The 25,055-nt window shown below is 67.4% G+C and carries 19 protein-coding genes and 6 pseudogenes; 11 read left to right on the top strand and 14 right to left on the bottom strand.

The genetic code is table 11. The annotated features are described in order from the left end of the window. Positions 1-8: 8 nt before the first annotated feature. Entirely contained in the window at positions 9-206 is a 198-nt protein-coding gene (locus ACPEE0_RS01720; RefSeq protein WP_009356785.1) for a hypothetical protein, read from the top strand. 27 nt (positions 207-233) lie between these two features. Here ACPEE0_RS01720 and ACPEE0_RS01725 read toward each other — a convergent pair whose 3' ends face one another. After that, entirely contained in the window at positions 234-707 is a 474-nt protein-coding gene (locus tag ACPEE0_RS01725) for a GNAT family N-acetyltransferase (RefSeq protein ID WP_009356786.1), read from the bottom strand. Between the two features lie 32 nt (positions 708-739). Further along, positions 740-1,099, bottom strand: coding sequence for a VOC family protein (locus ACPEE0_RS01730; protein WP_009356787.1), 360 nt, complete (start codon positions 1,097-1,099; stop codon positions 740-742). Positions 1,100-1,176: 77 nt separating this feature from the next. Between ACPEE0_RS01730 and ACPEE0_RS01735 the strand changes: the two are divergent. Beyond that, positions 1,177-1,925, top strand: a pseudogene (locus ACPEE0_RS01735) (GOLPH3/VPS74 family protein). 3 nt (positions 1,926-1,928) lie between these two features. On the opposite strand, the gene ACPEE0_RS01740 reads toward ACPEE0_RS01735, so the two are convergent. The 3 genes from ACPEE0_RS01740 to ACPEE0_RS01750 all read right to left on the bottom strand — a co-directional run bounded on the left by ACPEE0_RS01740 (position 1,929) and on the right by ACPEE0_RS01750 (position 5,617). Continuing rightward, the gene (locus ACPEE0_RS01740; RefSeq protein ID WP_354175612.1) at positions 1,929-3,614 is read right to left on the bottom strand and encodes a DUF5671 domain-containing protein; all 1,686 of its coding nucleotides are present in this window, start codon (positions 3,612-3,614) and stop codon (positions 1,929-1,931) included. Beyond that, positions 3,611-4,093: a hypothetical protein gene (locus tag ACPEE0_RS01745; protein ID WP_424573798.1), complete on the bottom strand. Its 483-nt coding sequence runs from the start codon at positions 4,091-4,093 to the stop codon at positions 3,611-3,613. The genes ACPEE0_RS01740 and ACPEE0_RS01745 overlap by 4 nt, the downstream gene beginning before the upstream one ends. Before the next feature lie 81 nt (positions 4,094-4,174). Beyond that, on the bottom strand, positions 4,175-5,617 hold the full coding sequence (locus tag ACPEE0_RS01750; RefSeq protein WP_424573799.1) for a hypothetical protein: 1,443 nt from the start codon (positions 5,615-5,617) through the stop codon (positions 4,175-4,177). A 279-nt stretch (positions 5,618-5,896) separates the two neighbouring features. Here ACPEE0_RS01750 and ACPEE0_RS01755 point away from each other — a divergent pair. The 4 genes and pseudogenes from ACPEE0_RS01755 to ACPEE0_RS01770 all read left to right on the top strand — a co-directional run bounded on the left by ACPEE0_RS01755 (position 5,897) and on the right by ACPEE0_RS01770 (position 10,157). Beyond that, positions 5,897-7,252 (top strand): annotated as a pseudogene (locus ACPEE0_RS01755) (MFS transporter). 51 nt (positions 7,253-7,303) lie between these two features. Further along, positions 7,304-8,557, top strand: a complete 1,254-nt coding sequence (locus tag ACPEE0_RS01760; RefSeq protein WP_009356792.1) for a M24 family metallopeptidase — start codon at positions 7,304-7,306, stop codon at positions 8,555-8,557. 83 nt (positions 8,558-8,640) lie between these two features. Further along, the gene (locus ACPEE0_RS01765) at positions 8,641-9,465 is read left to right on the top strand and encodes an IclR family transcriptional regulator (RefSeq protein WP_009356793.1); all 825 of its coding nucleotides are present in this window, start codon (positions 8,641-8,643) and stop codon (positions 9,463-9,465) included. Between the two features lie 233 nt (positions 9,466-9,698). After that, positions 9,699-10,157 (top strand): hypothetical protein, encoded by a 459-nt coding sequence (locus ACPEE0_RS01770; RefSeq protein WP_009356794.1) that lies wholly within the window; start codon positions 9,699-9,701, stop codon positions 10,155-10,157. A 12-nt stretch (positions 10,158-10,169) separates the two neighbouring features. On the opposite strand, the gene ACPEE0_RS01775 is transcribed toward ACPEE0_RS01770, so the two are convergent. Beyond that, entirely contained in the window at positions 10,170-11,741 is a 1,572-nt protein-coding gene (locus ACPEE0_RS01775) for a PucR family transcriptional regulator (RefSeq protein WP_009356795.1), read from the bottom strand. 106 nt (positions 11,742-11,847) lie between these two features. On the opposite strand from ACPEE0_RS01775, the pseudogene ACPEE0_RS01780 reads away from it, so the two are divergent. The 4 genes and pseudogenes from ACPEE0_RS01780 (at position 11,848) to ACPEE0_RS01795 (ending at position 14,878) form a co-directional block, all read left to right on the top strand. Then, positions 11,848-13,385, top strand: a pseudogene (locus ACPEE0_RS01780) (purine-cytosine permease family protein). A 56-nt stretch (positions 13,386-13,441) separates the two neighbouring features. After that, positions 13,442-14,389: a polysaccharide deacetylase family protein gene (locus tag ACPEE0_RS01785; protein WP_009356797.1), complete on the top strand. Its 948-nt coding sequence runs from the start codon at positions 13,442-13,444 to the stop codon at positions 14,387-14,389. A gap of 97 nt (positions 14,390-14,486) precedes the next feature. Beyond that, positions 14,487-14,681, top strand: coding sequence for a hypothetical protein (locus ACPEE0_RS01790; RefSeq protein ID WP_009356798.1), 195 nt, complete (start codon positions 14,487-14,489; stop codon positions 14,679-14,681). Continuing rightward, positions 14,678-14,878, top strand: coding sequence for a hypothetical protein (locus ACPEE0_RS01795; RefSeq protein WP_009356799.1), 201 nt, complete (start codon positions 14,678-14,680; stop codon positions 14,876-14,878). Before ACPEE0_RS01790 ends, ACPEE0_RS01795 begins: the two co-directional genes overlap by 4 nt. Positions 14,879-15,106: 228 nt before the next feature. Here ACPEE0_RS01795 and ACPEE0_RS01800 read toward each other — a convergent pair. The 5 genes and pseudogenes from ACPEE0_RS01800 to ACPEE0_RS01820 form a co-directional block, all read right to left on the bottom strand. Further along, a pseudogene (locus ACPEE0_RS01800) lies at positions 15,107-16,478 on the bottom strand (DUF3100 domain-containing protein). After that, entirely contained in the window at positions 16,475-17,701 is a 1,227-nt protein-coding gene (locus ACPEE0_RS01805) for a M20 family metallopeptidase (protein WP_009356801.1), read from the bottom strand. Before ACPEE0_RS01805 ends, ACPEE0_RS01800 begins: the two are co-directional and overlap by 4 nt. Positions 17,702-17,731: 30 nt before the next feature. Beyond that, entirely contained in the window at positions 17,732-19,279 is a 1,548-nt protein-coding gene (locus ACPEE0_RS01810; protein WP_009356802.1) for an aldehyde dehydrogenase family protein, read from the bottom strand. Positions 19,280-19,306: 27 nt separating this feature from the next. After that, entirely contained in the window at positions 19,307-20,224 is a 918-nt protein-coding gene (locus ACPEE0_RS01815) for an NAD(P)-dependent oxidoreductase (protein WP_354175604.1), read from the bottom strand. Positions 20,225-20,255: 31 nt separating this feature from the next. Then, positions 20,256-21,161, bottom strand: a complete 906-nt coding sequence (locus ACPEE0_RS01820) for a MurR/RpiR family transcriptional regulator (protein ID WP_009356804.1) — start codon at positions 21,159-21,161, stop codon at positions 20,256-20,258. Between the two features lie 148 nt (positions 21,162-21,309). On the opposite strand from ACPEE0_RS01820, the gene ACPEE0_RS01825 reads away from it, so the two are divergent. Next, positions 21,310-21,948 carry a GOLPH3/VPS74 family protein gene (locus ACPEE0_RS01825; protein ID WP_009356805.1) on the top strand — a complete coding sequence of 213 codons (639 nt, stop codon included), beginning with the start codon at positions 21,310-21,312 and terminating at the stop codon, positions 21,946-21,948. Between the two features lie 109 nt (positions 21,949-22,057). On the opposite strand, the gene ACPEE0_RS01830 is transcribed toward ACPEE0_RS01825, so the two are convergent. The 3 genes and pseudogenes from ACPEE0_RS01830 to ACPEE0_RS01840 form a co-directional block, all read right to left on the bottom strand. Then, on the bottom strand, positions 22,058-22,480 hold the full coding sequence (locus ACPEE0_RS01830; RefSeq protein ID WP_009356806.1) for a universal stress protein: 423 nt from the start codon (positions 22,478-22,480) through the stop codon (positions 22,058-22,060). Positions 22,481-22,595: 115 nt separating this feature from the next. Further along, a pseudogene (locus ACPEE0_RS01835) lies at positions 22,596-23,661 on the bottom strand (HNH endonuclease); the annotation flags it as partial. A gap of 37 nt (positions 23,662-23,698) precedes the next feature. Beyond that, positions 23,699-25,005: pseudogene (locus tag ACPEE0_RS01840) on the bottom strand (IS256 family transposase). Between the last annotated feature and the right edge of the window lie 50 nt (positions 25,006-25,055).

The following is a 25,055-nucleotide window of genomic DNA, read 5'->3' on the forward strand; positions in this document are numbered from 1 at the left end:
ACCGCCCTATGGACAGTTCAGGTTTCATCGCACTCTTCCTCGCCGGAAAGGACGGCACGGCCCAGAGCGCCCTGCCGCACGCCCCACGGCAGCGCCGGACGCCCAAGCCTGAATTGTCACGCTGGGAGGCCACCCGCGGTCACGCCGCCAGTGCACTCCACCGCCTTGCCTGGGCCATCGAGCCCGATACGGACCGCATCTCCTGACCGGTCCCCGGCCATCAGTGGGCTCCGCTAGAGCCGGAGCTCCATGAACACGCTGTTGGGATCCAGCGAGTAGTCCGCAAAAGGCGGGCATTCCGTGAAGCCGTGCCGCTCATACAGGCGCCGCGCGGGAGCGAAGTAGTCCTCGGTTCCGGTCTCGAGGCAGACGCGTCCAAGGTTCCGGTTCCGGGCGTCCTCGAGGATGTGCCGGAGCATCAGGGTGGCCACGCCCCGTCCGCGTGCGCCCGCGGCGGTGCGCATGGACTTGATCTCGCCGTGCCGGACCGCGCCGGGTGCGGCTCCCAGGAGCTTGAGGGCACCGCACCCCAGCAGGGTGCCGTCCTCGCGCGCTGTCCAGAACGTGATGGACGGGTCGGACAGCGCGGAGTGGTCCAGTGCGTGGACGCTCTCAGCCGGGGAGGTGGCGAACATGTCCGCCAGGTGCTCGCTCAGGAGCCGGTGGACATCAGGGCGTGCGGGATCGTCCCGGTCAATCGAAATCATCGCCTCCAATGTACCGGCAGCCGCCCGGGCGATTACCCCGCGCTCTTGTCGATCACGCAGAAGCGGTTCCCGTCGGGGTCCTCCAGGACAAGGAAGTCCGGGTCCTCCGGGTACAGGTCCCAGTCCACCCGCCGGGCTCCGAGCGAGACCAGCCGCTCCACCTCCGCAGTTTGGTCATCCGCGTAGAGGTCCAGGTGGACGCGCGGGTGCTCCTGGACCGGCGTCTCGCTGCGCATCAGCGAGAGCTGGGCTCCAGGGCCCGACGCCGGGGCAAGGGTCACCCACGTGTCGTCACCGGGTTCGCGGGGGACATAGCCGAGGGCAGCGTGCCAGAAATCCGTGGCGCGGGCGACGTCATTGACGCCGAGGACAAGGGTGCCGATGGTCAACATCTGCCCAGCCTAAACCCGCCGGACAGAACCTGTCTGCGGCCATTGTGGGAGCCGCCGGCCGGGAGCACCATGGTCATATGGACGCCCAAACACCCGGAACCGTAGAGCTGAACCTGCCCAGGCCTTCCTCCTGCTGGCCACGAACGATCAAGACGGCAAACTCGAAGTGCCGGTGTTCGCGCTCCGGACCACCCTGGCCGGGGCCATCCTCGCCGAGCTGGACATGGTCGGCGCCATCCGGCTGCAGGGAAAGCATGTCCGTGCCACCGGCGCCACCCCCGCCACCGATTTCCAGCACGAGCTGGACCTCATCCGCCACAAGTCACGGCCGCACACGCCCAAGGCCTGGGTGTCCATGCTGGAGGGCCGGGCGGAAGTGCAGCGGGTCTACGAGGGAATGGTGTCCCGGGGCATCGTGGAGCACGTGGGGGAGAAGCACCTTGGCGTCTTCCAGACCGTGCGGTACCCGGAGAAGGACCACGCTCCTGAAGCGGCACTCGTGAAAAAGCTGGAAGCCGCGCTCAGCGATACGTCGGCGCCTCCCCAGGTGCCGGAGTCCCCGGAAGCTGTCGGCGCGTCCTCTGATGCCGGCGTTCCTGACGCTGGCGCTGCCGCTGCCGCTGCGAAGCCTGCAGCCAAGGCACACGAAGCCAGGACCCTGGCCCTGATCGCGCTGCTTGAGGCGGCCGGGCTGCTTCCCAAGCTCTTCCCGGCGGCGGACCGGGTATGGGCCGACGAACTGGCCAAGGACTACTGGCCGGCCCGCGCTGTGGAGGACGAGCTGCGCATGATCAGGCTCGCGGAGGAAGAAGCCGCAAACCTGTAACCCTCAGCCGCCCCTGCCCTCCAGCGGAATCACGTCCACGCGGGCATCGGCACCGAGGATCACCAGGACGTGCCGCGCCGTGACGCCCTTCAGGGCCTGTTCAAGCCGGCCCATGCCCTCTCCGGTGGCAGCAAAGGTGCCCTGGCCCGGCGGGGCCGCCCCGCCGTCGTCGGCCCGCCGCCACACCGTGACCCTCGCACCTCCGGTGAGCTCAGTGAGAGCCTTTTCGACCGCCTCGGAACCGGAACCAGCCACCAGGGTGACCTGGTCGATTACCCGCTTGCGGACGGAACCGGCTGCGGCGAGAAGGGCCCGGTCGTGCCGCCACAGTGCGAAGTGGTACCCGGCCACCAGCCCGGCGGCCACCAGGAGCCCGAGCGGTCCGCGGATCCGGTCAACCACGCTGCCGCCGGACACCCCGCCCAACAGGAACTCGAAGACCCGGTAGGCGATCACCAGGAGGGCGATCAGTGCCACCACGGCGCTCACGCCGAAGAACGCAATGAGGTAGATCCGCCTTCCTGGCGGAATCGCATCAGCGCTCCGCGGTTGTTTGTCCGGTTTCCACGCCAGCCACCACACCGGGCCACCCACTGCCAGTGAACTGATGCCGCCCAGGAGCAGGGTCCGCTCCGTGCCGCCGGCCAGCGGCGATACTGCTGCGGCCAGGAGCGCGTTGATGATCACGCCAACCCCTGAGGCTGCCGCGGCCAGGGCCACAGCCGAGGTGACCAGGAGGCTCGCGCGCCGGTTTTCAGCGGACCGCTGCACGGCCACCGCCCGGTGGTAGCGCCACACCACGGCCCCGATCAGGGCCGAAGCCAGGGCTGTTGCCAGGGGCTCCAGGATTTCGCCGGTCGAATCTGTGGGGTCAAACGCCAGCCTCAGGAGGACAAACAGCACAACAGCGCTTCCACCCAGCGCGGTGATTCCGGCCGCGAAGATTCCGACGACGATGGTGCTGACGTCAACCAGGCCGGTCCGCATCCTGCGTCCGTCCTCGTGAATCCAGTGCCACCACCAGACCGCGCCTCCGCCCGCTGCCCACACAACAGACCGGAGCACCGCATGCCACCACAGAGCTGTCCCGGTGAGCGAAAAGCTGCCGCGGATGGGGGCATCGAACAGGCCGCCCAGCGCGGTGATCGCTGCAATGGCGCCCACCACCAGGCCAAAAAAGGTTCCGATGGTGGTGCGGATGTCGGTCAGGTGCGGGGCCCCTTTGGCCGGATGCCGCCACATCCAGCGGTGCCACACCCAGACGGCGGTCCAGACCAGGCCATTGGCCAGCGGGGGCGCCCACTGGGCCCGTGCGGAACCGATCCAGGAGGCCGCAAATTCCAGCAGCGACGTGGTGGCGATGATCAGCGAGACTGCATACATTCCGGCCAGGTACAGGCCCCAGCCGGTTGCCGTGCGCTCCGCCTCGTCCAGCCTGCGCCACAGAAACCACCACAGGAGCAGGGCCAGCGGTCCGCCGATCAGGGTGAACGCAAGCCCGCTGGCGAGGCCCTGCGCATCGGTGGCGGCCAGAACGGACCCGGACTCGAACAGGCGTTCCAGCAGCCCGCTGGCGCCGGAGGCCGCGATCACCACCAGGGCAAACAGGAGGGCATATTGGATCAGCCGGCGCAATGTCACCTGGGCGTGGGACAGTGACGAGGTTCCCGGCTGCACCTGGAGGTTCATGGCCTTACCGGCGTTCCAGTGCAGGCAAGCAGGGTGTACGGGGCCGCAGCGATCTTCCACGCTCCGCCGGATTTCACCAGAGCGAAGGAATCCTCCGATTCGTATTCGGACGGGCCGAACGGTCCGCCGTCGGAAGACTGGACGATCGAGACCGTGACGGTGGCCGATTCCTGCCTTTCGTTGGTGTCCACCAGGACCACCCTCTCGGGACGGGGCATGCCGATGAACTTCTCGATGCACTGGTCCCGGGCTTCGTCTGTCAGGTAGGTGCCGGCAGCTGCGGTGTCACCGTCGATCACTGCCGCGCTGTACCGCTGGACCACGCCGGCGGGACTGTTCTCGTCCAGAGGCTTCGGATCACCCCGCAGGAACACCACAGCCAGCGCAACGGCCACCAGCACGCCGATGACACCGAGCAGAACCAAGAGGATCCGGTCAGGTTTTCCCGCTGCACCATCCATGCCGCAAGTATGGGTCATGGAATGCGCATTGGATGGTGGCTTAAGGCCCCAATTTGGTCACCTTCTGACCCCGTCGGAGACGCTTTGGGGCAGCAGGTCTTAGACCCCGGCGCGGGAGAAGACGTTCCCGAAGAAAGCGGCAAGGCCGTCGGCTTTGGCCTGCGTCTCCGCCTGGCTGAGGGTCCTGCTCTCCGCCTCGACGGACAGCGTTCCCCTGCGTGCGCCGCTGCGGACGTGCCATTCGCCGGTGCCGTCCGGCAGTTGGTAGGCGAGGGCGTAGCTGGAGTCCGCGGCAGGGCCCGGGCTCAGTTGGATGACCGGGGACCACTGCCGGCTGGCGCCCCCGGGTACCTCTTCCTGGATGCCGGCACAGCTGCGAACCCCTTCAGCCCGGGCGTCGAAGGGGTAGGGCCGGGACGCCGCCCCGGGCATGCTGACGACGGCGAAATCGCTGTAGTCAATCTTGCCGGGACCCTGGATCTGCCCCTGCCCCATCACCGCGCCGGACAGGGACCCGAAGTACGCCTCGTCGCTGAAGGTGCACGGGGCCTCGGGCTCCCTGGATGAAGTGCCGGGAGTAATACCCGGGGGCGGCCCGAGGACGGAGGCCCCGCCCAGGGTGGCGGTCTCGCCGTTCGGGCCCGTGATGCCCTTGAACAACTCCACCAACTGTTCGGCCGTCAAGGAATTCGCCGGGACCGGTACAACAGACGGCGCGCCCTTGCCCGCCTCTGTGATGAGGTCCTTCGCCAGCGCTGCCATGGAGTGCAGTGCCGGCTGGGCGTCGGCGTCGGAGTCGAGCCCGGCGACGGCGAGGGTCAGTGTGATGGAGAGCGTTCCGGCCAGTGCCCGCAGCCCCACGGAGCCGTAGTCGCCTGGTCCTTTCGGCTCGGGGGACTGCCTGTAGCCGTACTGCCGTTCCGCCACCGGGGGAGCGGCCAGCAGTTGTACGGCGTAGGCCGAGGGCCGTCCGGACTCGGTCGTAACCAGGCCAAAGTGGCTGCACCGGGAAACAAGGTCTTCCGGATAGCCGAAGTCTGCCTTCGCGATGCCTTCTGCGCTTCGAAGCGTGATCATGATGGTGCTTGCCGGTCCCTGCTGCCCGCCGGCCACAGGGATGCCCCCTTCTGCGAAACTTACTGCCTTGTCCGCCCAGCGGACAAACGGGTTTTCGGGGACGAACGCCAGGCATTCCCCGGGGGTGGTCTCCGTGCTGACCGACGGAAACGAACCGCTCGCAGCGCCGCTGCGCAGGCGGGTGGGATCTTGGGCTGCGGCCATCGGCAGGTTGCGGGCCTGGGCAACACCGATGATGATGGCCGCCAGTTCGGCATCGGTGAACGGCTGAGACGGCCACCCGCCCGTGCCTGCAGGCGGGGGCGATGAGGACGCAGGCAGCGGGGTGTTCGAGGGGCTGGCCCCGGGAGCCGGGCCTCCGGCCGAGCATCCTGCCAGGACCATTGCGCCCGCGACGGCGGCCAGCACCAGCGGGAGGCGCTTCGGTTTTCGTGCTGTTGCGGGTTTTCGTGCTGTTGCGCCCATGCGGCAAGTGTGGGCCCGCCCGGGCCGGCCTGGCTTGTGCCTTTCGGCCCCTTTCCCGAACTCCACCGTCGAAGGGGCTGTGACGGCAACCTTGTTGCTTTTGCTGCAACGCCCAGTCCCAGGCTCGCGAGAGGCGCATAGGCCCCCTCCTCGCCGCTGGTGACACGGAAATCGAGAAATTAAAAGCTGTTGCTACCTCTTGACTGTGCTTCACGTCACCATCTATGTTGAAACAACCAAGTTGCAATGAATGCAACTCCAACTCTTCCTGGTGGTTCCATGAGTAACGAATCAACCCCAACCGGGTCGGGGATCCTTGCCGCTGACGCCAAGGACCCTTCCCGCAACCTGGATTCCCCGGTGAGCAGGGACACGCGCCGCCGGGTCATCACAGCCAGCTTCATCGGCAATTTCGTCGAGTGGTTCGACTACGCCGTCTATGGCTATCTCGCAGTGACCATCGCGACGGTCTTCTTCCCTGAGTCTGATCCGCAGACCGGCCTCCTGCTGACCTTCGCACTGTTCGCGATTTCATTCCCTGGTCCGCCCGCTGGGCGGGTTTGTCTGGGGGCATATTGGCGACAAGGTGGGGCGGCGGACAGCCCTCTCACTGTCCATCCTGATCATGTCCGGAGCGACGTTCTGCATTGCCCTGATCCCCGGCTACGACACAATCGGCATCTGGGCGCCCGTCCTGCTCCTGATCATCAGGGTTGTCCAAGGCTTCTCCGCGTCCGGTGAATACGCCGGAGCATCAGCCTTCCTGGTGGAGTACGCGCCGGCAGGCAAACGCGGCCTCTACGCTGCGGTAGTACCGGGCAGCACCGCCGCCGGCTTGCTCCTCGGGTCACTGATCGCCGGGCTGCTCACAACCCTGCTGTCCGCCGAAGCACTGCAGAGCTGGGGCTGGCGGCTGCCGTTCCTGCTGGCAGCCCCGATGGGCCTCATCGGCCGGTACATCCGGACCAAGCTTGAGGACACCCCCGCATTCCGCGAGCTGGCCGCCGAGGACCATGCCGACAAGACGCCCGTCTCCAGCCTCTTCCGCAACCACTGGCGGCAGCTGCTGCAGGCCGTCGGCGCGGTGCTGCTCAACGCGGTCGGCTTCTACGTGATCCTCAGCTACATGCCCACGTACCTGTCCTCGGAGCTGGGCCTGGGTGAAACCGAATCCTTCCTGGCAACAACCATCGCGCTGGTCACCTACATCGGCTTCATCTTCCTCACGGGCATGCTCTCGGACCGGTACGGACGCAAGAAGGTGCTCATCAGCGCATCAATCACCTTCATCGTCCTCACCGTCCCCGCCTTCGCGCTGCTGGGCACCGGAAACTTCCTGGTCATCGTCCTGGTCCAGGTCCTCCTCGGCGCCATGCTCACCCTGAACGACGGCACCCTGCCCAGCTTCCTGGCGGAAATGTTCCCACCCGCGTCCGCTACAGCGGCTTCGCCGTGAGCTTCAACCTGTCCAACGCCCTCTTCGGCGGCACTGCACCCTTCATGGCAACGCTGCTCATTGCGGCCACCGCCAGCGACCTGGCTCCCGCCTGGTATCTCGTTGCAGCCGCCGTCGTCTCCCTGGTGGCCGTGGCCCTCTCCAGGGAAACCGGCAAAGAGCCCCTGCGGCACGAATAGCTTTCCTCCAAACCAACACGCACCAAACGCACGATAGAAAGGCAACACCCCATGACCATCACCACCGACAACGCCTCCTCCATCGCCGAACTCGAGCGGCTCAAGGTCCTCCACAACGGCACCAAGGGCAAGCTCACGTTCTCTGATGCAGAGTTCGAACGCCGCCTGGGCGGCCTCCGCCAGATCATGGCCGCCAAGGACCTGGACGCGGTCATCCTCACCAGCTACCACGGCATCAAGTACTACTCCGACTTCCTCTACACCACGTTCGGCCGCAACTACGCCCTGGTGGTCACCGCCAACGACTCGGTGACGGTCACGGCCAACATCGACGCCGGCATGCCGTGGCGCACCTCGTACGGCGAGAACATCGTGTACACCGACTGGCGCCGCGACAACTTCTACTTCGGCCTGCAGGAGGCGCTGCGCCAGCGCGGCGTCAAGGCAAACCGGCTCGGCGTCGAGGACGACTTCCTGCCGGGCCTGACCCGCGAGAAGATCGCCGCCGCCTTCCCGGGCGCCGAACTCCTGGACGTCTCCCAGGACGCCATGCGCCAGCGCATGTTCAAGTCCGCCGAGGAGATCGAGGTCATCAAGCACGGCGCCCGCATCGGCGACCTCGGCGGCGAGGCCATCCGCGCCGCGATCCGCGAGGGCGTCACCGAGTACGAGGTGGCCCTCATCGGCACCGAGGCCATGGTGCACGAGATCGCCAGGACCTTCCCGGACCGGGAAGTCCGCGACACCTGGGTCTGGTTCCAGTCCGGCATCAACACCGACGGTGCCCACAACTGGGCCACCACCCGGAAGCTGCAGCAGGGCGACATCCTCTCCCTGAACTGCTTCCCGATGACCTCCGGCTACTACACGGCCCTGGAGCGCACGCTCTTCCTCGGCCAGCCGGACGAGCGCTCACTGGAGCTGTGGAACATCAACGTCGAGGTCCACAAGCGCGGCCTGGAACTCATCAAGCCCGGCGCCGTGTGCAAGGACATCGCCGCCGAACTGAACGAGATCTACATCAGCCACGGCCTGCTGGCCAACCGCACCTTCGGCTACGGCCACTCCTTCGGCGTCCTCAGCCACTACTACGGCCGCGAAGCAGGACTCGAGCTCCGCGAGGATATCGATACTGTCCTGGAGCCCGGCATGGTGGTTTCCATGGAACCGATGATCACGGTCCTGGACGGCCAGCCCGGCGCCGGCGGCTACCGCGAGCACGACATCCTGGTGGTGGGCGAGGACAGCGTGGAGAACATCACCAAGTTCCCGTTCGGCCCCGAGCACAACATCATCGGCGCATAGGCGCCCAGCACCCAGGCGGCGCCGCGGTCATCGCGGCGCCGCTTTCGGCGTCCCGGCGAAGATAAGGAAAGATGATGCCTACCATGACTCCAGCAGCAGCCAAAGAAACCGACGTCAACGGCACCAACGGTAGTGCGGACACCAAAGGCGCGTCCGTCGTCGTCAATGCCATCGCCGTGCTGCGCACCTTCACCGCGGACGAGCCGCTGCTGGGCGTCACCGAAATCGCCAACCGCGTGGGCATGCACAAGAGTTCTGTCTCCCGGATCCTGGCCACCCTTGAACAGGAAAACCTGGTGGAACGCGACCCGGAAACCCGGCGCTTCCGCCTGGGCCTTGGGCTGATCGCGGTGGCCGGGCCGCTGCTGGCGGAGATGGAGGAACGCCGCGTGGCCTACCCGGTCCTCCGCCGGCTCACCGAGCAGACCGGCGAAACCAGCGCGCTCATGCTCTGGAACGGCGACGAAGCCATCTGCGTGGAACAAATCGCCAGCCACCACCAGATCAAGCACACCACGCCCCTGGGCGCACGCTACCGGGACGCGATGAGCGCCTCCGTGCAGGTCTTCCTCTCCACCCTGCCCGCCGAACGCGTCCGCGAACTGCTCCGCAGCGGCACCATCACCTTCCCCGGAATGGACGACGCCGGCCTGGCCGCCTACGAGGCCCGGCTCCAGGAAGTCGCCGGCCGCGGATGGGCCGAAAACTACGGCGAATCCTCCATGGACGAGGTGGGCGTTGCCGCTCCCGTCTTCGACCACCGCGGCGACGTGGTGGCTGTCGTCCTGATCCCCGCGCCGCGCTTCCGCGTCTCCCGCGAGCGGCTGGAGGGCCTGGCCGAGTCATGCGTTGCGGCCGCTGCGCAGGTGACCAGCCGCCTGGGCGGGCGCGCAGTTCCCGCCAGCTGAGGAGCCACCCGTGCTCTCTGGACAGTGCACCTGTGCAGGCGGATACTGTGCCCAAGGGCCCAGGCCCTGACGTTTGACGCGACTGTTCCCCTATATGGGACCCGGCTTCTGTCCCGACATCCGGGCAGATGCATCACATGGATTTCTTCCATTAAGCAATCACACGACGGGCTCCGGCAGTTGGATCGTGAGCCGCGCAAGGGCCCGCCCAAGGTCTGAAAGGTCGTGGAGCAATGGCCGCCCTCAAGAATTTGGCCGTTCCAGTACTAACCATCGGGGCTCTCGCCCTCGGCGCCGGACCCGCGGGGGCCGATGTTCCGGAACCCTTCACAATAACGGAGACGATTGACTTCGAGGCGGAGGAGTTTTCGTTCATCGCGACGGGAAGCCTGTGCCCGTCGGGAACCTTTGAAGACGAGGTAAAAACTTTTGCCGCCGATAAGGGTAACTCGGGCAGGCTTGTGCTTCTGATCAGGACGGAATACATCTGCGACGACGGAAGCGGCTCGTTCGATGCCCTGAAGCACGTCATTATTACCTTCACCGGCGAAGACTCGTCCACGAGCTCCGGACCCATCAGCCTGAAGGGCGGCACAGGGGATTACGTAGGCCTGGCAGGACACGGAGTCGATGTCGGTCAAGCTGAGGGTGGACTTGGACTCGGTGAAATCTCGGGTGTTCTGGTTCGCTAAGGGAGGGTTTGACTAGGGCAGGCCGGCCATCCGCACCGCCAGGTGGAGTGCCGCCAGCCTGCCCGTGCCGCGCGGATCGCCGCCGCACAGCTCGAAGATCCGCTGCAGCCGGTGGTGCATCGACTGCCGTTCCAGGTGCAGCTCGCGTGCGGACTGCGCAGTGTTGCAGCCGGAGTCCAGCCACACCTGCAGGGTCTCCAGCAGCTGCGACTGGCGCTGTGCATCATGGTCCAGGATGGCGCGCAGCTGCCGGTTCACGAACGCGTCCCGCGCGGATGCGTTGATCCCCTTCAACGCGAGGCTCTCCACGGCGGTGTCCTCGGCATCCAGCACCACCAGGCCGTGGGACGGGTGGCGCCTGCGTGCTGAGGCGTTCCGGCGCCGGATCTGGCGGACATCCAGGGCGCGGCGGGCTTCTGCCAGCGACCAGGCAGCTTCGGCCACCCCGGCCGCCGGCGGGCCCACGGCAATCGTGGCATCGTGGTCGCCGTCCAGCCCCTGCAGGGACTCCAGGAGCTTCCGCCGTTCGCCCGCGGTATCGGTTCCGGGCAGGGCCATCATCACCACCAGCTCCGCGTCATCCTGGTAGGCGGCACTGGGAATCCGGCTGGAGCTCAGGAACGATTCGATGGCGCGGCGGAGCTTCTGCGGCGCCGCCGCGTGGATGGCGGCCACCACGGCAGGGGAATCCGGCGGGAACCCGGCCCCCGGAGCCAGCTGCTCCAGCCGCCAGGCCGGCGCTGCGGTCAGGACGGCCCGCATGAGTTCCGCCCCGGCCTGGGCGTGGAGCCCGGGAGGGGTGTGCTGCAGCAGTGCCAGGCCCAGGATGTCCACGGCGCGGTCACCGGCCACCCGGGCCAGCCCGGCATCCACACCGGCCGGGATCTCGATCTCGAGCCGGCCCATCAGCACGCCGCGCACGGGGATGTCCACGTTGATCTTCGTCCTTGCGGCCGTGTCCGTCACGGGGTCCTGCCCGCCCGGGCTGCCGCCGCCGTCGTCGTCCTGTTTCTGCCAGCCGGCGGGGACGGCGCTGCCCAGCGCGACGCCCCACGGCGAGACGAGGCTGACGGACGAACCGATGATGCCCGCCAGCACGCCCAGGATCTGGTCCAGCGACGCACCATGGGCCAGTTCGGCAGCCATGGCGCGGGTGGCGGCGTCGGCCTGCTGCAGGTGGCCCGCGGACTCGCTCACCAGGATGGAGTTGATGGCCTGCATGACGCCGACGAACGGCACCACTTTCCGCAGCTCCACCACGGCCAGGCCGTGCTCCTGCGCCGCCTCCAGCATGGCCGGCGGGATCTCCGGCAGGACGCCGCCGGTCTCCACCGCCAGCGCGGCGATGCCGCGCTGGGCCAGGTCGCGCACGTAGGCGGCCTGCTTCTCCGGCGTTGCGGACGCCAGCGTGATGCCGCCGCACAGGAGCAGTTCGCCGCCGCGCAGCAGGGGAGCGATGTCCAGCACCTCGCTGGAGTGGACCCAGCGGACGGGCAGGTCCTCCGAAAGGCCGGCGGCGTGCACCACCGGGTCGGCGGCGGCAAGGACAGGGTGGGCGAGGATATCGCCAAGGGAGACTGACATGACATTCCGTACGGTACTAGAAGCATCTGTTAGACACATCGTATCTTGTTGCTTGTGATGGGGGCCACATAGCCTTGAAGTACTCAATCACCTCATGGAGGCTCCCATGCAAGACAAGCTTTCTTCAGCAGCGCAAAGGCGCACTGCTGCCGCAGAAACCCAGAGCACGCAAAGCCACTCCGCCGAAGACCACGAAGCCTGGCTCCAGCCCATCCCCGAGTCCGCCCGCACCCACAAGGTCTCCGGCCAGTTCTGGATCTGGGCGGGCGCCAACCTGGCACCCATCAACTGGGTGCTCGGCGCCCTCGGAATCCACCTGGGACTCGGCTTCGCGGACACCGTGACGGTCCTGGTGCTCGGCAACCTGATCGGCATGCTCCTGTTCGGCTGCTTCGTCCTCCTCGGCCAGAAGACCGGCGCCACCGGCATGGTCCTGGCCCGCGCAGCCTTCGGCCGGAGGGGGAACTACCTCCCCGCCGCCATCCAGGCCCTGCTGGTCATCGGATGGTGCGCCGTCAACACCTGGATCATCCTGGACCTGGTGATGGCCCTCTTCGGAACGCTCGGATGGGTGGACCCGGAGGCACAGAACTACGCCTGGAAGATCGCGGTTGCCACCGGCATCATGGCGGCCCAGGTGGCCATCGCCTGGTTCGGCTACAAGGCCATCGCCGCGTTCGAAAAGTGGACCGTGCCGCCCACCATCATCATCCTGGCCGTCATGTCCGCCGTTGCCTGGTTCGGCATGGAGATCAACTGGGGCTACGCCGGACCCGCCGGTGCCATCCTCGAGGGCTCCGAGCGCATCGCAGCCATGAGCGCCGTGATGACGGCCATCGGCATCGGCTGGGGCATCACCTGGTTCACCTACGCCGCCGACTACTCCCGCTTCGTCAGCACCGAAGTACCCAAGAAGAAGGTCTACCTGGCCTCGGTCCTGGGCAGTTCATCCCGGTGGTCTGGCTCGGCATCCTGGGCGCCAGCCTGGCAACGAACAGCGGCGAGGTTGACCCCGGCAAGCTCATTGTGCAGAACTTCGGCGTTTTGGCACTGCCGGTGCTGCTGATGGTGCTCCACGGCCCCATTGCCACGAACATCCTGAACATCTACACGTTCTCCGTGGCCACGCAGGCGCTGGACATCTCCATCAGCCGGCGCAAGCTGAACCTGTTCGTCGGCGTCTTCTCGCTCATCGCCGTCATCTTCTTCATCTTCCAGGAGGACTTCGCAGCGGTCCTGGACGCCTGGCTGATCGGCCTGGTGGCCTGGGTGGCCGCCTGGGGCGGGGTCATGCTGGTGCACTACTTCTGGCTGGACAAGCGCTGGCCGGGCGATCCCGAGCGGCTGTTCGACGGCGTGGGCACCCACCGGCTCCCCGGCGTCAACTGGGCGGGCGTCACCTCCCTCCTGGCCGGCATCTTCGCCACCTGGCTGTTCATGTACGGGCTCATCCCCGTCATGCAGGGCCCCATCGCCGTTGCCCTGGGCGGCTGGGACCTGTCCTGGCTGGCAGGCGGCCTGACCAGCGCCGCCGTCTACGCGGTCCTCGGCCCCCGGGCACACGTCCGCTACATCGGCCTCAAGAGCCCGGCCGCTTCCAAGTCCGAGGGCAGCGGCACCACCGCCGTCCTTCCCGTCCCCTAACTTCCTCCGCTACTTCCGGGCGGGCGCGGCTGCCGCGCCCGCCGAAAGGATCCATCGTGAACCAGCCCGCCATCGCGGACCTCCTGCATCCCGTCACCTGGCCTGAAGGTTTCAAGGCTGCCGCATCCTTCACCTTCGACGTCGATGCCGAGTCCTGCACCATCGCCCACGACCCCACCAGCACCCGGCGGATGTCGCTGATGACCCACCAGTCCTACGGGCCCAAGGTGGCGGTGCCGCGGCTCCTGCAGATCCTGGAGCGGCAGGACATCCGGGCCACGTTCTTCATCCCCGGCTTCACCGCCGAGTCCTACCCGGATGTGGTCCGCGCGATCGTGGACGGCGGGCACGAGGTGGCGCACCACGGATACCTGCACGAGCCGATGCAGGGGATCGACGCCGCTACCGAGGCCAGGTACCTTGACCGGGGCCTGGAGGCGCTCGCCAAGGTGGCGGGAATCCGTCCGGTGGGATATCGGGCGCCGTGGTGGGAACTGAACTGGCACTCACCGGGGCTGCTGGCGGACCGCGGCTTCCTTTACGATTCGAGCCTGCTCGACGGCGATGCCCCCTACCGCATGGCCGTCGCCGCGGATGATCCCCGGGACATCGTGGAGATCCCGGTGGACTGGGCCCTGGACGACTGGGAGCAGTACGCCTTCTACCCCGGGGTGACCGGCAGCGGCGTGATTGAAAGCCCGGCCAAGGTGCTGGAGATGTGGACGCTTGAGGCCGAGGCGCACCATTCCCAGGGCAGCTGCTTCGTCCTGACCAACCACCCGTTCATCTCCGGCCGGCCGTCCAAGGCCGTTGCGCTGGAGCAGCTGATCGAGCGGGTCAAGGGCATGGAGGGCATGTGGGTGACCACCATGGAGGACATTGCGCTTCACACGAAGGCAACCATTGACGCGATCCACACACACGGCCGGATCGAGGTGCCCACCTACCCGGGCGCCGGCGCCCGGCTGGAACCCGCGACAGTGCGGGAGGGCGTACTCAAGTAGGACCGCAGGAAGGTGGGCGGACGACGGCGGGTATGTCCCGGCGTCGTCCGCCTTCCTGCACCTTCCCGCCGCCCCTGCCCGGTGGGACGATGTCCCTATGCAAGAGAAACGGATTGACAGCCCGAACGACGCCGGACCGCACCTGCATGCGCACACGGCGCCCACCACGGACCAGGTACGCACTGTGGGCCAGCGCCGCCGGGAGGCGGAGGAGAAGCTGGAACAGCACCTCGAAGAGGCGCGCCATAAGGACCATCGGCACCAGGACCGGCCGGAAGGGGATCCTCAGTGAACGACCAGCCTGAAAGCACGCATGCCGAAACCCCGGAAACCATCGCGGAGGAGATTCGCGACGAAATCCGCCTGGGCCACGTCCAGGACGACGTCAGCCACGTGCTGGAGGAGCGTCTGGAGGAGGAAGGCATCGACATGCGTCCCGAGGACGTGGACGAGCTGGCCGAGGACATCGAACGGGATGCCTCAACCTGAGTACGCCCTCCTGGCACTTTAAGGGCGGGCACGAAACGGCAGGGAACAACCTGGGCTAGTGCGCTGGCCGTGTTGGGCGCATGGCTCCGCGAGGAGTCATACCGGTGGTCCAGGTGGCCCGCACCCCCGCCCTTTAAACCGATGCGGACGGTGGCGGGATTTCCCGCCGCCGTCCGCATGCTTTGCCGCCGCCGAAGCGGCGCGCCATGCCCTACTGCGCGCTGTGCCCTACTGCCAGAGCCCCAGCGCAAACTCGGCGATCACCGTGGAGAGCAGGAACGATGCCGTGATGGCCACCAGGCCCACGGGGATGATCTTCCAGCCGATGTTCTTCAGCAGCGGGATGTCCTTGCCGAGGGACAGGCCCGCGAGCGTCAGCATCACCGTGGCGATGGACAGGAAATCAACGGTCTTGACCGCGGCGTTAAGCGGCCCGGCCGCGAAGAACCACGGGCTGGAGATGTACGCGCCGATGGTGGTGATGAACACGATGGCCGAGATTTTCCGGGTGGCCTTGGCCAGCGCGATGCTGAGCAGCACCAGGCCAGCATGACGGCGTATCCGGCCACGATATCCAGGCTGAAGCCCTTGGCAGCCACCGAAGCTGTGCCGATTCCGAGGACCGCCAGCACGGACAGGGACAGCCACAGCGGCAGCCGGATCGCGGCGGAGGATTCGGCGACGCGCTCGCGGAAGCGCCGGTTCTCCTCCGCCTGCGCGGCCTCGCGGTCCAGGTCCGCGGCGGTGCGTTCCGCCGGTGCGCCGGCGGTCACGGCAGCAGCCTGGCGTGCTTCCTGCTTGCGGGTCAGCGCCTTGTAGAACTTGTCGGCCAGCGGCAGGGCGATGTAGATGCCCACGTACACGCCCAGCACGGTGGTGATCAGGTTGGACACCGCGGCCATGCCCAGGATGGCCTCCTGGTCCGCCGGGTAGGCGGCCACGATGCTCGCCGCGGACGCCGCCATCATGGAACCGGAGCCCACGCCGGCGCCCATTGCCAGGGCCAGCGGATCGAAGATCTTCCAGTTGGCCACGAGGGACGTCAGCAGCGTGATGAACACGGCCCCGAAGAGCGTGCCGAACACGTACATCGCCAGCACGCCGCGATACTGGTCGGAGTCCGGCCCGTACTTCTCCGACACCATGGCGAAGGACGGCTCACGGTCCAGCGAGAAGGTGGCGCCAACCGTCGCCTTGCCCATCCGCAGCAGCACGGCCAGGGGAAGGGCCAGCGCGATGGTGCCCAGCAGGTGGCCCACCTCCTGGAGCAGCAGGGCAGGGCCCGCCTTCAGCAGGGTGGGCAGGCTCGGACCGATATTGAACGCGAGCCGCGCCACCAGCAGCAGCACGGCGACGCCCACCAGGGCAGCCGCGACGCGCTGCAGGTCAAGGCCCAGCGGCTTGAACTTCTGCACCGAGACCAGCAGACCCAGGATGAGGCCCCACACCATGGGAAAATGATGATGGCGCCGATGCCCACGTCGATCTTTGCCTGGCCGATGAACTGGACGGCGAGGGCGATCACGAACGCCAGGGCGGCAATCGGGACCGTCAGCTTGGTACCGGCCTTGTCAATCCTGGCCGCTTTGGTGGTGCTCATGATGTGCCTTCCTGGGTGAAAGAACGACGGCGGTACGCCGCTTGGGTGAAGCGTTCACGTTGGGTGGGGGTTGAGGCGGCTCCGGCGACCGTCCAGGCCAGCGCGGTGGCTGCCTCGAACATCACGCCGTATGCCTCGGGGGTGTCTGCAAGCGCGGCAAACGCATGCGAATGGATGGGCACGTCCGCACCGGGAATGCTCAGCCAGGGGTGCAAGGAGGGGATGACCTGGGAGATGTTGCCCATGTCCGTGGATCCGCCGCCCAGTCCAGCCGACGGCGAGGTGTCTTTGCCAAACGAGGCCATTGCGCCGGTCCAGTGCGCCGCCAAGTCGTCGTCCTGCAGCAGCGGCTCGTAGAGCGGCTCGGTATCCTCGAAGACCAGCGTGGTGCCGGTGGCCAGCGCGGCGCCCTCGAAGCAGCGGCGGACGCGCTCCAGCAGGGCCCGGAACTCCGGCAGGGTGAAAGCCCGGCACTCAAACTCCACCACGGCCCGTTCGGGGATGATGTTGGTGACGTGCCCGGCTTCGGCAACGTAGCAGGCAATCCGGTGGTCACCGGGGATCTGCTGGCGGAGCAGGCCGATGGCCACCTGGCTCAGCACGGCGGCATCCGCGGCGTTCACACCCAGGTGCGGGGCCGCCGCGGCATGGGCAGCCTTGCCGGTGAACGTCGCCTTGTACCGGCCAACCGCCTGCGCGCTGGTGCCGGCCGGGTTGTAGGTGACCCCGTCCTGGACGGGGTGGACCATCAAAGCCAGCCCGACGCCGTCGAACACCCCGCGTTCCAGCATCAGCGCTTTGCCGCCGCCGTGTTCCTCGGCGGGCGTGCCGATGGCCTTCAGCGTGATGCCGAGTTCATCCACGAACGGCCGCAGCGCAAGGGCTGCGCCCACCGACGCGCCGGCAATCAGGTTGTGCCCGCAGGCATGCCCGATGTTCGGCAGTGCGTCGTACTCCACGCACAGCGCCACGATGAGGCCGCCGGTCCCGGCGCTCGCCGTGAAGGCCGTGGGCAGCCCGCCGGTGCCGCGTTCCACCTCGAAGCCGCCCTCTTCCAGGAGGGAGGCGATGGCAGCGGAGGAGCGGACCTCCTCGAACGAGATTTCCTTCAGCGCGTGGATTTCCCTCGCCACCGCCTGCACCCGCGGTTTCCAGCGTTCGACGCCGTCCGCCAGGGCGGTCCGCAGGGCGCCCAGTGCGGGGGTTGTGTCAGTCAGTTCCATAAAAGCGCCTGCCTGTTCTGTTCGGGGGCTCTAGTAGGACAGCGACGGGAACGGGGAACCTGCCGCGCGGGTGGGCACCCAGATGGCCTTGGTCTGGGTGTATTCATCCAGCACGCCGGGCCCGGAGGAGCGGCCGTGGCCGGAATCGCCGAAGCCGCCGAACGGGACCGCCACGTGGATGGTCTTGTACGAGTTGATCCAGAACGTGCCGGCCTTTACCTCGCGGGCCACGTGGTGGGCGCGGGAAACGTCTGAGGTCCATACCGCGCCGGCAAGGCCGAAATTGGTGTTGTTGGCCCGGGCGATCGCCTCGGCTTCGGTGTCGAAGGCGTCCGCCCCCACCACGGGACCGAACACCTCAGTGGTTTCGAGCCGGTTCGCGGGCGTCACGCCGTCCAGCAGCGTGGGCATCACCCAGTGCCCGCCGGCCAGACCGGACCCGGCCAGCTCCTTCGGCAGCGTCGCCCCGGTGACCCGGCGGCCGCCGTCCGTCATTCCTGCCTGGATGAGCGAGGTGACGGTGGCGAACTGCTGGGCGGTGATGATGGGTCCCACCTCGGTGTCGGCGTGGAGCGGGTCGCCCACGCGCAGCCGGGCTGCCTTGGCGGCCACCATGTCGACGAACTGGGCGTGCACGCTCCGCTCCACCAGCAGGCGCGACCCCGCCACGCAGGACTGCCCCGCCCCGGAGAAGATGGCCGAGATGGCACCGTCGGCCGCCCGGTCCAGGTCCGCGTCTGCGAAGACGATGTTGGCGCTCTTGCCGCCGAGTTCCAGCAGTGCGGGGATCCCTGCCTGTGCGGCGGCGACCGCCACGCGGCGTCCTGTGGGAACGGAGCCGATGAAGCTGACCTTGCCCACACGCCGGTCCGTGGTCAGGGTTGCGCCCACCGTATGGCCAAGCCCGGCCGCAACGTTGAATACACCGGCGGGCAGACCGGCGCCGTGCGCGATCTGGGCGAGCCGGACAGAGGAGGCAGGGGTGAATTCGCTGGGCTTGATGATGACCGCGTTGCCGGCGGCCAGCGGCGCGGCGGAGTTCCACCCGGCCGTGAACATCGGGGCGTTCCACGGTGTGATGGCAACGACGACGCCCCACGGCACCCGCTCCGTGTAGGTGTGCCAGTTGCCGGGGACGGGGATGGTCTGGCCGGTGAGCTTGTCCGCCCAGCCCGAGTAGTAGCCGAACATTTCGGCGACCTTCGCTGCTTCCACGCGGGCGTCGCGGATGGGTTTGCCGGTGGTGGCCGATTCCAGGATGGCCAGTTCCTCCGCGTGGTCCTCGACGGCGCGGCTGACATTGCGCAGGATGGCCGCCCGCTCGAAGCCGCTCATCGCGCCCCAGGTGGCGGCGCCCGCCGTCGCGCTTTCCAGGATGGCTTCGGCGCCCTCGGCGCCGGCATCCGCGAAGGTGGCGAAGGCTTCGCCGGTAGCTGCGGCGGTGAGGGTGATGTTGTCGCCGCTGCCAGCCAGGACCCGGCCGTCGACGAATGAACCGAGGCCGGCGGGGAACGCGGCGTCCAGGACCGCCTTGGCGGTGGCTGCCGAGGACGACGTGGGTGCTGTGGTGATGGTCAAGATGGGGGTTCCTTAGGTGGTGTGCGCCTAGGTCAGGCGGCGGGGGGTGGTGTCCGGGGCCCCCGCGGGCGTGACGGCAGGGGCAACGGTGCGGGCGATTTCGGTGAAGTCGGCGCGCGGGCCGAGGATGGCCAGGGCTTCCTGCCATTGGTTGGCGACGGCGGCCAGCAGCGACGGTGTTTCGCCGATCTGCGCGGCGACGTCCACCGCGAGGGCCGCGTCCCGGGCCATCAGGCCCATCGAGAAGCCGGAATCATGGGTGCCGGTGAGGACCCAGTTGGGGTACATGGCGGCGGAGACCTTGCTGCCGCCGGAGGCTTCGCTGATGCTGGCCGCGGCTTTGACCGGATCGATGCCGTAGGCCTTGGCCACGCCCAGGGCCTCACCCACGGAGACCAGGTTGGCCGCCGCCAGGACGTTGTTAAGGAGTTTGACCACGTTGCCGCTGCCAGGGCCGCCGATGTGGCTGTACTTGCCGCCGGTGAGGGCGAGCAGGACCGGTTCCGCGGCGGTGAGCGCAGCGTCGGTGGCCCCGACGAAGGCGCTCAGGGATCCGGTGGCCGCGCCGTCCCGGCCGCCCGACACGGGGGCGTCAACGAAGGCCGCCCCCTGTGCCTCGGCGAGTTCTGCCATCTTCTTGCTGGTGCCGGGTTCGGAGGTGGTGGTGTCCACGATGGCCATGGTTCCGGGTGCCGCCAGGAGCTGCGGAACGGTGGTTTCCACCATGCTGGCAGCGGGGAGGGAGAGCACCGCGTAGGGGGTTCCGGCCACGTCACCGAGGTTGGCGGTGGTGGCGATGCCGGCTGCTTCCGCTGCGGCGCGGGCGGCGTCGAAGGGATCGAACCCGGTGACCTCCCAGCCTGCCTTGTGCAGGGTCGAGGCCATCGCTCCGCCCATGGCGCCGAGGCCGATGACGGCGATCCGCCGGGTGTTCGAGTGGTTCATGAAGGTACTCCTGGAAGTCTTGGTAGCGGTGTCAGTCGAGGTAGATGTCAAGGTCTTTCCACAGCTGCTGGGTGCGCCGGATGGCTGCGCGGCTCCGCTCCGGATGCGCCGCCTCCATCCCGGCGAGCAGGCCGTAGACCAGGGAGTTCGCGGCGGTGACGGACTGGAAGAAGGAGATCCCTTCGGAAGCGACCACCAGGAGGTGGTCCGCCGCCGCCGCCAGCCGGCCGCGGCGCATGTCGCTGATGGCGATGACCGTGGCACCGGCCTGCTTGGCGGCTTCGGCGGCCAGGATGATCTGCTTGACGGAGCGCCACATGTTGATGACCACCAGCACGTCGCCCTTGCCCAGCGTGTTGGTGCTGGACGCCAGGTGCACGCCGCCGCGGTTTTCGAGGGAGATGGGGTAGCCCATGGTGGCGCCGAGGTGGGCCATCACGCTGGCGGGGCCGGCAAACGAGCCAATTCCGACGACGGTGATGGACCGGGCGGCGGCCATCGCCGCAATGGCGGCCTCGGCGTCGCCCGCGGTATTGGAGTCGAGCGTCAGGCGGAGGTTTTCGATGTCGTGGTTCAGGGCATCATGGAGCGGGCTGCGGTGCTCGCCGTGTTCGGTGAGCGTGTCCTCGGTGGAGATCATCACCAGGTACCGGGAACGCAGCTCCCGCTGCAAGTCCGGCCAGCCGCGGTAGCCCAGGTGCTGGGCGGCCCGGACCACGGTGGAGCTGTTGACGTCCGCGCGCTTCGCGATCTCGGCGATGTCAGCGTACGAGGAGAGCTGGGGATTGCGGGCGATCACCTCCACCACCCGGCTTTGGGATTTGGTCAGCGGAACGTCCGGAAGCGCGTCGCCAAGCCAGGCCTGGGAGCTGTCGCCGGAACCGGAAGTTCCTGCGTCGGCTTCGGCGGCTTCCACTGCTGCGGCATTCGAGTTCAAGGACAGAACCTGTTTCTTGTAACGCAGATCACTCTGCAAGCTGAATTGCATTAAATGTACTCTGCAATTCTTATTGCGGCTAGTGGTATTGGTTTCGGCGTTGTAAAACTTCGTTGTGGGAAGCGTCCGGCAGCGGGACCATGGACGTATGGATGCTCAAACTCCAAAGGCCTGGGACCTGAGCCTTCCCCAGGCGTTCCTTCTCTTGGCTACCAACGACACCGACGGTGAGCCCGAGGTGCCGCAGCCCGTCCTCCAGGCCGGCGTGGCCGGGGCGATCCTGGCCGAGCTCGAACTGCTCGGCGCCATCGAACTGCGGGGCAAGCACGTCTGGACCACCGGCGTGGACGTGGACTCCGACTACCGGGAGCAGTTGGAACTCATCCGCCACAAGGCACGGCCGCACACGCCCAAGCGCTGGGTGTCCATCCTGGAGAGCCGTGCCGAGGTGCACCGGATCTATGAGGGTATGGCCGTGCGCGGCATCGTGGACCACGTGGGCGAAAAGCACCTTGGCCTGTTCCGCACCACCCGGTACCCGGAGAAGGACCACGCCCCGGAGGCGGCTTTGCTCAAAAACATCAGCGAGGCCCTGCACGGCGGCGGGGCCGATGCCCGCACCAACGCCCTGACTGCACTGGCATCAGTGACCGGGCTCCTGGACAGGCTGTTCCCGGACGCCGATCGCAGCCGGGCCAGGGAACTGGCCGCCGATCATTGGCCCTCCCATGCCGTAGCTGAGGAAATCCGCATGATCAGGGTGGTGGAAGCGGAAGCCGCAAGCTAGGGGCTGACGGATTTCCCCAAAGCAAAGGCGGACGGCGGCGGAAGATTTCCGCGGCCGTCCGCCTTTTACGTGTAGCTAAGGCTCTGGCCCCAAATGCGGGGCACCGTGCCTAGTCGTCGTAGGTGTTGGCGATATAGACGTCGCACGGGGCGTTGTGCGCCACGCTGTTGGCCACGCTGCCCAGGAGCCGGCCGATGCCGCGCATCCTCCGGTTGCCCACCACGATCAACCTGGCGTCCAGCCGGATGGCTTCCTTGATCAGCGAGTCGGCAGGCTTGCCGCGCGCCGCGAAGTGGGTGACCTGGACGTTCGGCCTGGACGCGGCCAGCGACTCGGCGACGTGCTGGGCGCTGTCTCCGCTGTAGACGGTCACCCGGTCCGACCCCGCACCGAAGGTCTCGGCATTCTCGGATTCAAACCCGGTCACGACGTGGAGCGATGCACCCAGCGATTCAGCCAGGTCCAGCGCCACTTCCGCCGCTTTCCGCGCCGACGCGCTGGCGTCCACGCCTACAACTACTACTCCACTCATACAGTTGCCTCTTTTGCTCGCTCGTTGTGTTGGCTGGCGTTCGTCCCGTGCCCGACCTTACTAGAGGACGGCCACCAGGCAACGGATCACAGAGGTATGGCCTGCGGCCCGAAGGTCAGGCCAGGGCCGGGCCTGGTTGGGCCGCGGGCGTCTGTTTTCGTTGCCGCCTGGACGTTGCAGCCGCAGTCCGCCGTAGCGCCCCGGGCAGCGGGGGTGCGGTTGAGTGGTAGGTGTGGCCGGTGGGGGTGCGGGTCTGTACGGTGTGCCCGAGGCCGGGAAGCCTGAGTGGTTTTGCCGACCAGCCGGGGGTTTCCTTGGTGTGGTTGCAGGCTTCGCAAAGCCCTTGGCCGTTGCCTGCGGTAGTGGTGCCTCCGTGGGCCCAGCCGAGAATGTGGTCGTGGTGGCGGATTGGCGCGTCGCAGTACGGCGTCCGGCAGGTGTCGTCCCGGACCTGGAGGAACCGTTTGAGCCCGGCGGGGAAGAGCCGCGCCCGGGAGTCCATCGCGACCAGCTCGCCCGTTTCGGGTGTGGTGTAGAGCCGGCGGATCCAGAGGGCCAGGTCCTGCCTGTCTTGGACTTCGGTACCGATGCGTTCGGTGTTGAAGAGGAGGGTGCGGGCGGTTTCGGCGGGGATGATGCCGTAGCCGGGGATCCTGGCCGGTTCGCTGTCGCCCTGGAACAGGGCCCGGTCGGTCATCACGACCTGGAGGTCGATGCCGGTGATCCCGGCCCGGGTGCCGGTGACGCGTTCGACCAGGGTGTCGGCCATGACCTGCCCCTGGTCCGTTCGTCCCCTCCCGCCCGGGCGCCATCGGCCTCCCGGACCAGCGCGGCGTAGGCGGCCACTCCCTGGGCGACGGGCAGCAGCGCGGTCAGGTACGTCATCGCATCCGGCGCCGGCCGCAACGACACCGTCCGCTCCGTCACGGCATGCGCCGCCCGTCGCGCGACGGACCGGGGGTCACGCCGGTACGCTGCCGCGCGGACGGCGTTGATGATGGCGCGGTCCCGGCCCCGTCCAGGGCGCCGGTGTCCGCGGCGAGTTCCTCGTCCACCGCCATGCGGTCCTCCACGGTCAGGCAGGCTGTCTCTTTCACGACCAGGGTGGTGCGCCACTCGTTCAGCTGCCCTGACCGGAACGCGGCGAACGTCCGCGGCATCCCCGTCAGCGCTTTCGCCAGGAGCCTGTCAAGTTGTTTGTGTAAGTGAGGTTGAGTCTTATCGGTTGAGGTAGGGTCCGAGTCTGTCGGGGTAGTTCAGGACGAGGACGCCAAGGGCCTCGCTCCATCCTTGCGTGGCGGTTCCTTCGATGAGTTTGTTGACCGTCTTGGAACGGTTCTCCCGGGCCTTGCCTTCGAGCTTGGCGCGGTCGCTGGCGCGTTTGTCTTCGATGTTGCAAATGGCCAGCCAGAGCAGCTTCACGGCCGCCTGATCGTTGGGAAAATGCCCTCGGTTCTTGATGATCTTGCGCAGCTGGTAGTTCAGCGACTCGATCGCGTTCGTGGTGTAGATGATGCGCCGCACCGGCGGCGGAAAGGCCAGAAAAGGGATGAATTTCTCCCAGCCGTTGCGCCAGGTCCGGACAGTCGCAGGATATTTCCTGCCAAGGTCCGAGGCCTCGAACGCGTCCAGGGCGTCCTGCGCGGCCTCGGCCGTCGGTGCGGTGTAAACCGGCCGCAGCGCGGACGCGACCTTCCTGCGGTCCTGATAGCCGATGAAGCGCTCGAGGCCCGGATCAGGTGCACGACGCAGGTCTGGACGGTCGCGGCCGGCCACGTTACGGCTATGGCCTCGGGGAAACCGGTGAGACCGTCACAGCAGACAATCAGCACGTCCTTCACTCCGCGGTTGGCCAGTTCGGCGCAGACCCCCGCCCAGAACTTCGCACCCTCGGTCGCCTCGACCCAGATGCCCAGGACGTGCTTGATGCCCTCCATGTCCACGCCCACGGCGATGTGCGCGGCACGGTTCTGCACCTGGTGGCCGTCCCGGACCTTGATGACGATCGCGTCCAGATACAGGATCGGATACAGCGGCTCCAGAGGCCGCTTCTGCCATTCCATGACCTCATCCAGAACCGCGTCGGTGATCTTGGAGATCGTCTCGTGTGAAAGCTCGGTCCCAAGCGTCGATTCCAGGTGATGGGCAATATCCCGCACCGTCATTCCGCCGGCGTAAAGGCTGATGATCATGTCATCCAGGCCTCCGGTGCGGCGGGCGCCTTTCGGGACCAGTCGCGGGGTGAACGACCCGTCGCGGTCCCTCGGGACGGCCAGATCCACATCCCCGGCGGAAGTCCCAAGCGTCTTCGGGTATGACCCGTTACGGGAGTTGGGCAGGAAGCGGCCGACCGGATCGCCCTTGTCATAGCCCAGATGCCCGGAGAGCTCGGCCTGCAATCCGCGTTCCAGAGAAACCTTGATCAGCTGTTGGATGAAGCCATCCTTGCCATCGAGCTCCAGCTGGCCTGAATCGATCTGCGCCATCAGCTCATCGAACGCACCAGAAGCCTTCAACGCGTCCATGCTGCCGGCCTCGGCGGCACGACGGGCCAGATCCTCCGCGAGCTCTTCAC

This window comes from Arthrobacter sp. SD76 (assembly GCF_049726125.1).
Classification (GTDB): Bacteria; Actinomycetota; Actinomycetes; order Actinomycetales; family Micrococcaceae; genus Arthrobacter; species Arthrobacter nitrophenolicus.

Bases quoted from the DNA above. Each gene is read 5' to 3' on its own strand.
- ACPEE0_RS01720 (WP_009356785.1), top strand. From the start codon at position 9: ATGGACAGTTCAGGTTTCATCGCACTCTTCCTCGCCGGAAAGGACGGC.
- ACPEE0_RS01725 (WP_009356786.1), bottom strand. From the start codon at position 707: ATGATTTCGATTGACCGGGACGATCCCGCACGCCCTGATGTCCACCGG.
- ACPEE0_RS01730 (WP_009356787.1), bottom strand. From the start codon at position 1,099: ATGTTGACCATCGGCACCCTTGTCCTCGGCGTCAATGACGTCGCCCGC.
- ACPEE0_RS01740 (WP_354175612.1), bottom strand. From the start codon at position 3,614: ATGAACCTCCAGGTGCAGCCGGGAACCTCGTCACTGTCCCACGCCCAG.
- ACPEE0_RS01745 (WP_424573798.1), bottom strand. From the start codon at position 4,093: ATGACCCATACTTGCGGCATGGATGGTGCAGCGGGAAAACCTGACCGG.
- ACPEE0_RS01750 (WP_424573799.1), bottom strand. From the start codon at position 5,617: ATGGGCGCAACAGCACGAAAACCCGCAACAGCACGAAAACCGAAGCGC.
- ACPEE0_RS01760 (WP_009356792.1), top strand. From the start codon at position 7,304: ATGACCATCACCACCGACAACGCCTCCTCCATCGCCGAACTCGAGCGG.
- ACPEE0_RS01765 (WP_009356793.1), top strand. From the start codon at position 8,641: ATGACTCCAGCAGCAGCCAAAGAAACCGACGTCAACGGCACCAACGGT.
- ACPEE0_RS01770 (WP_009356794.1), top strand. From the start codon at position 9,699: ATGGCCGCCCTCAAGAATTTGGCCGTTCCAGTACTAACCATCGGGGCT.
- ACPEE0_RS01775 (WP_009356795.1), bottom strand. From the start codon at position 11,741: ATGTCAGTCTCCCTTGGCGATATCCTCGCCCACCCTGTCCTTGCCGCC.
- ACPEE0_RS01790 (WP_009356798.1), top strand. From the start codon at position 14,487: ATGCAAGAGAAACGGATTGACAGCCCGAACGACGCCGGACCGCACCTG.
- ACPEE0_RS01805 (WP_009356801.1), bottom strand. From the start codon at position 17,701: ATGGAACTGACTGACACAACCCCCGCACTGGGCGCCCTGCGGACCGCC.
- ACPEE0_RS01815 (WP_354175604.1), bottom strand. From the start codon at position 20,224: ATGAACCACTCGAACACCCGGCGGATCGCCGTCATCGGCCTCGGCGCC.
- ACPEE0_RS01825 (WP_009356805.1), top strand. From the start codon at position 21,310: ATGGATGCTCAAACTCCAAAGGCCTGGGACCTGAGCCTTCCCCAGGCG.
- ACPEE0_RS01830 (WP_009356806.1), bottom strand. From the start codon at position 22,480: ATGAGTGGAGTAGTAGTTGTAGGCGTGGACGCCAGCGCGTCGGCGCGG.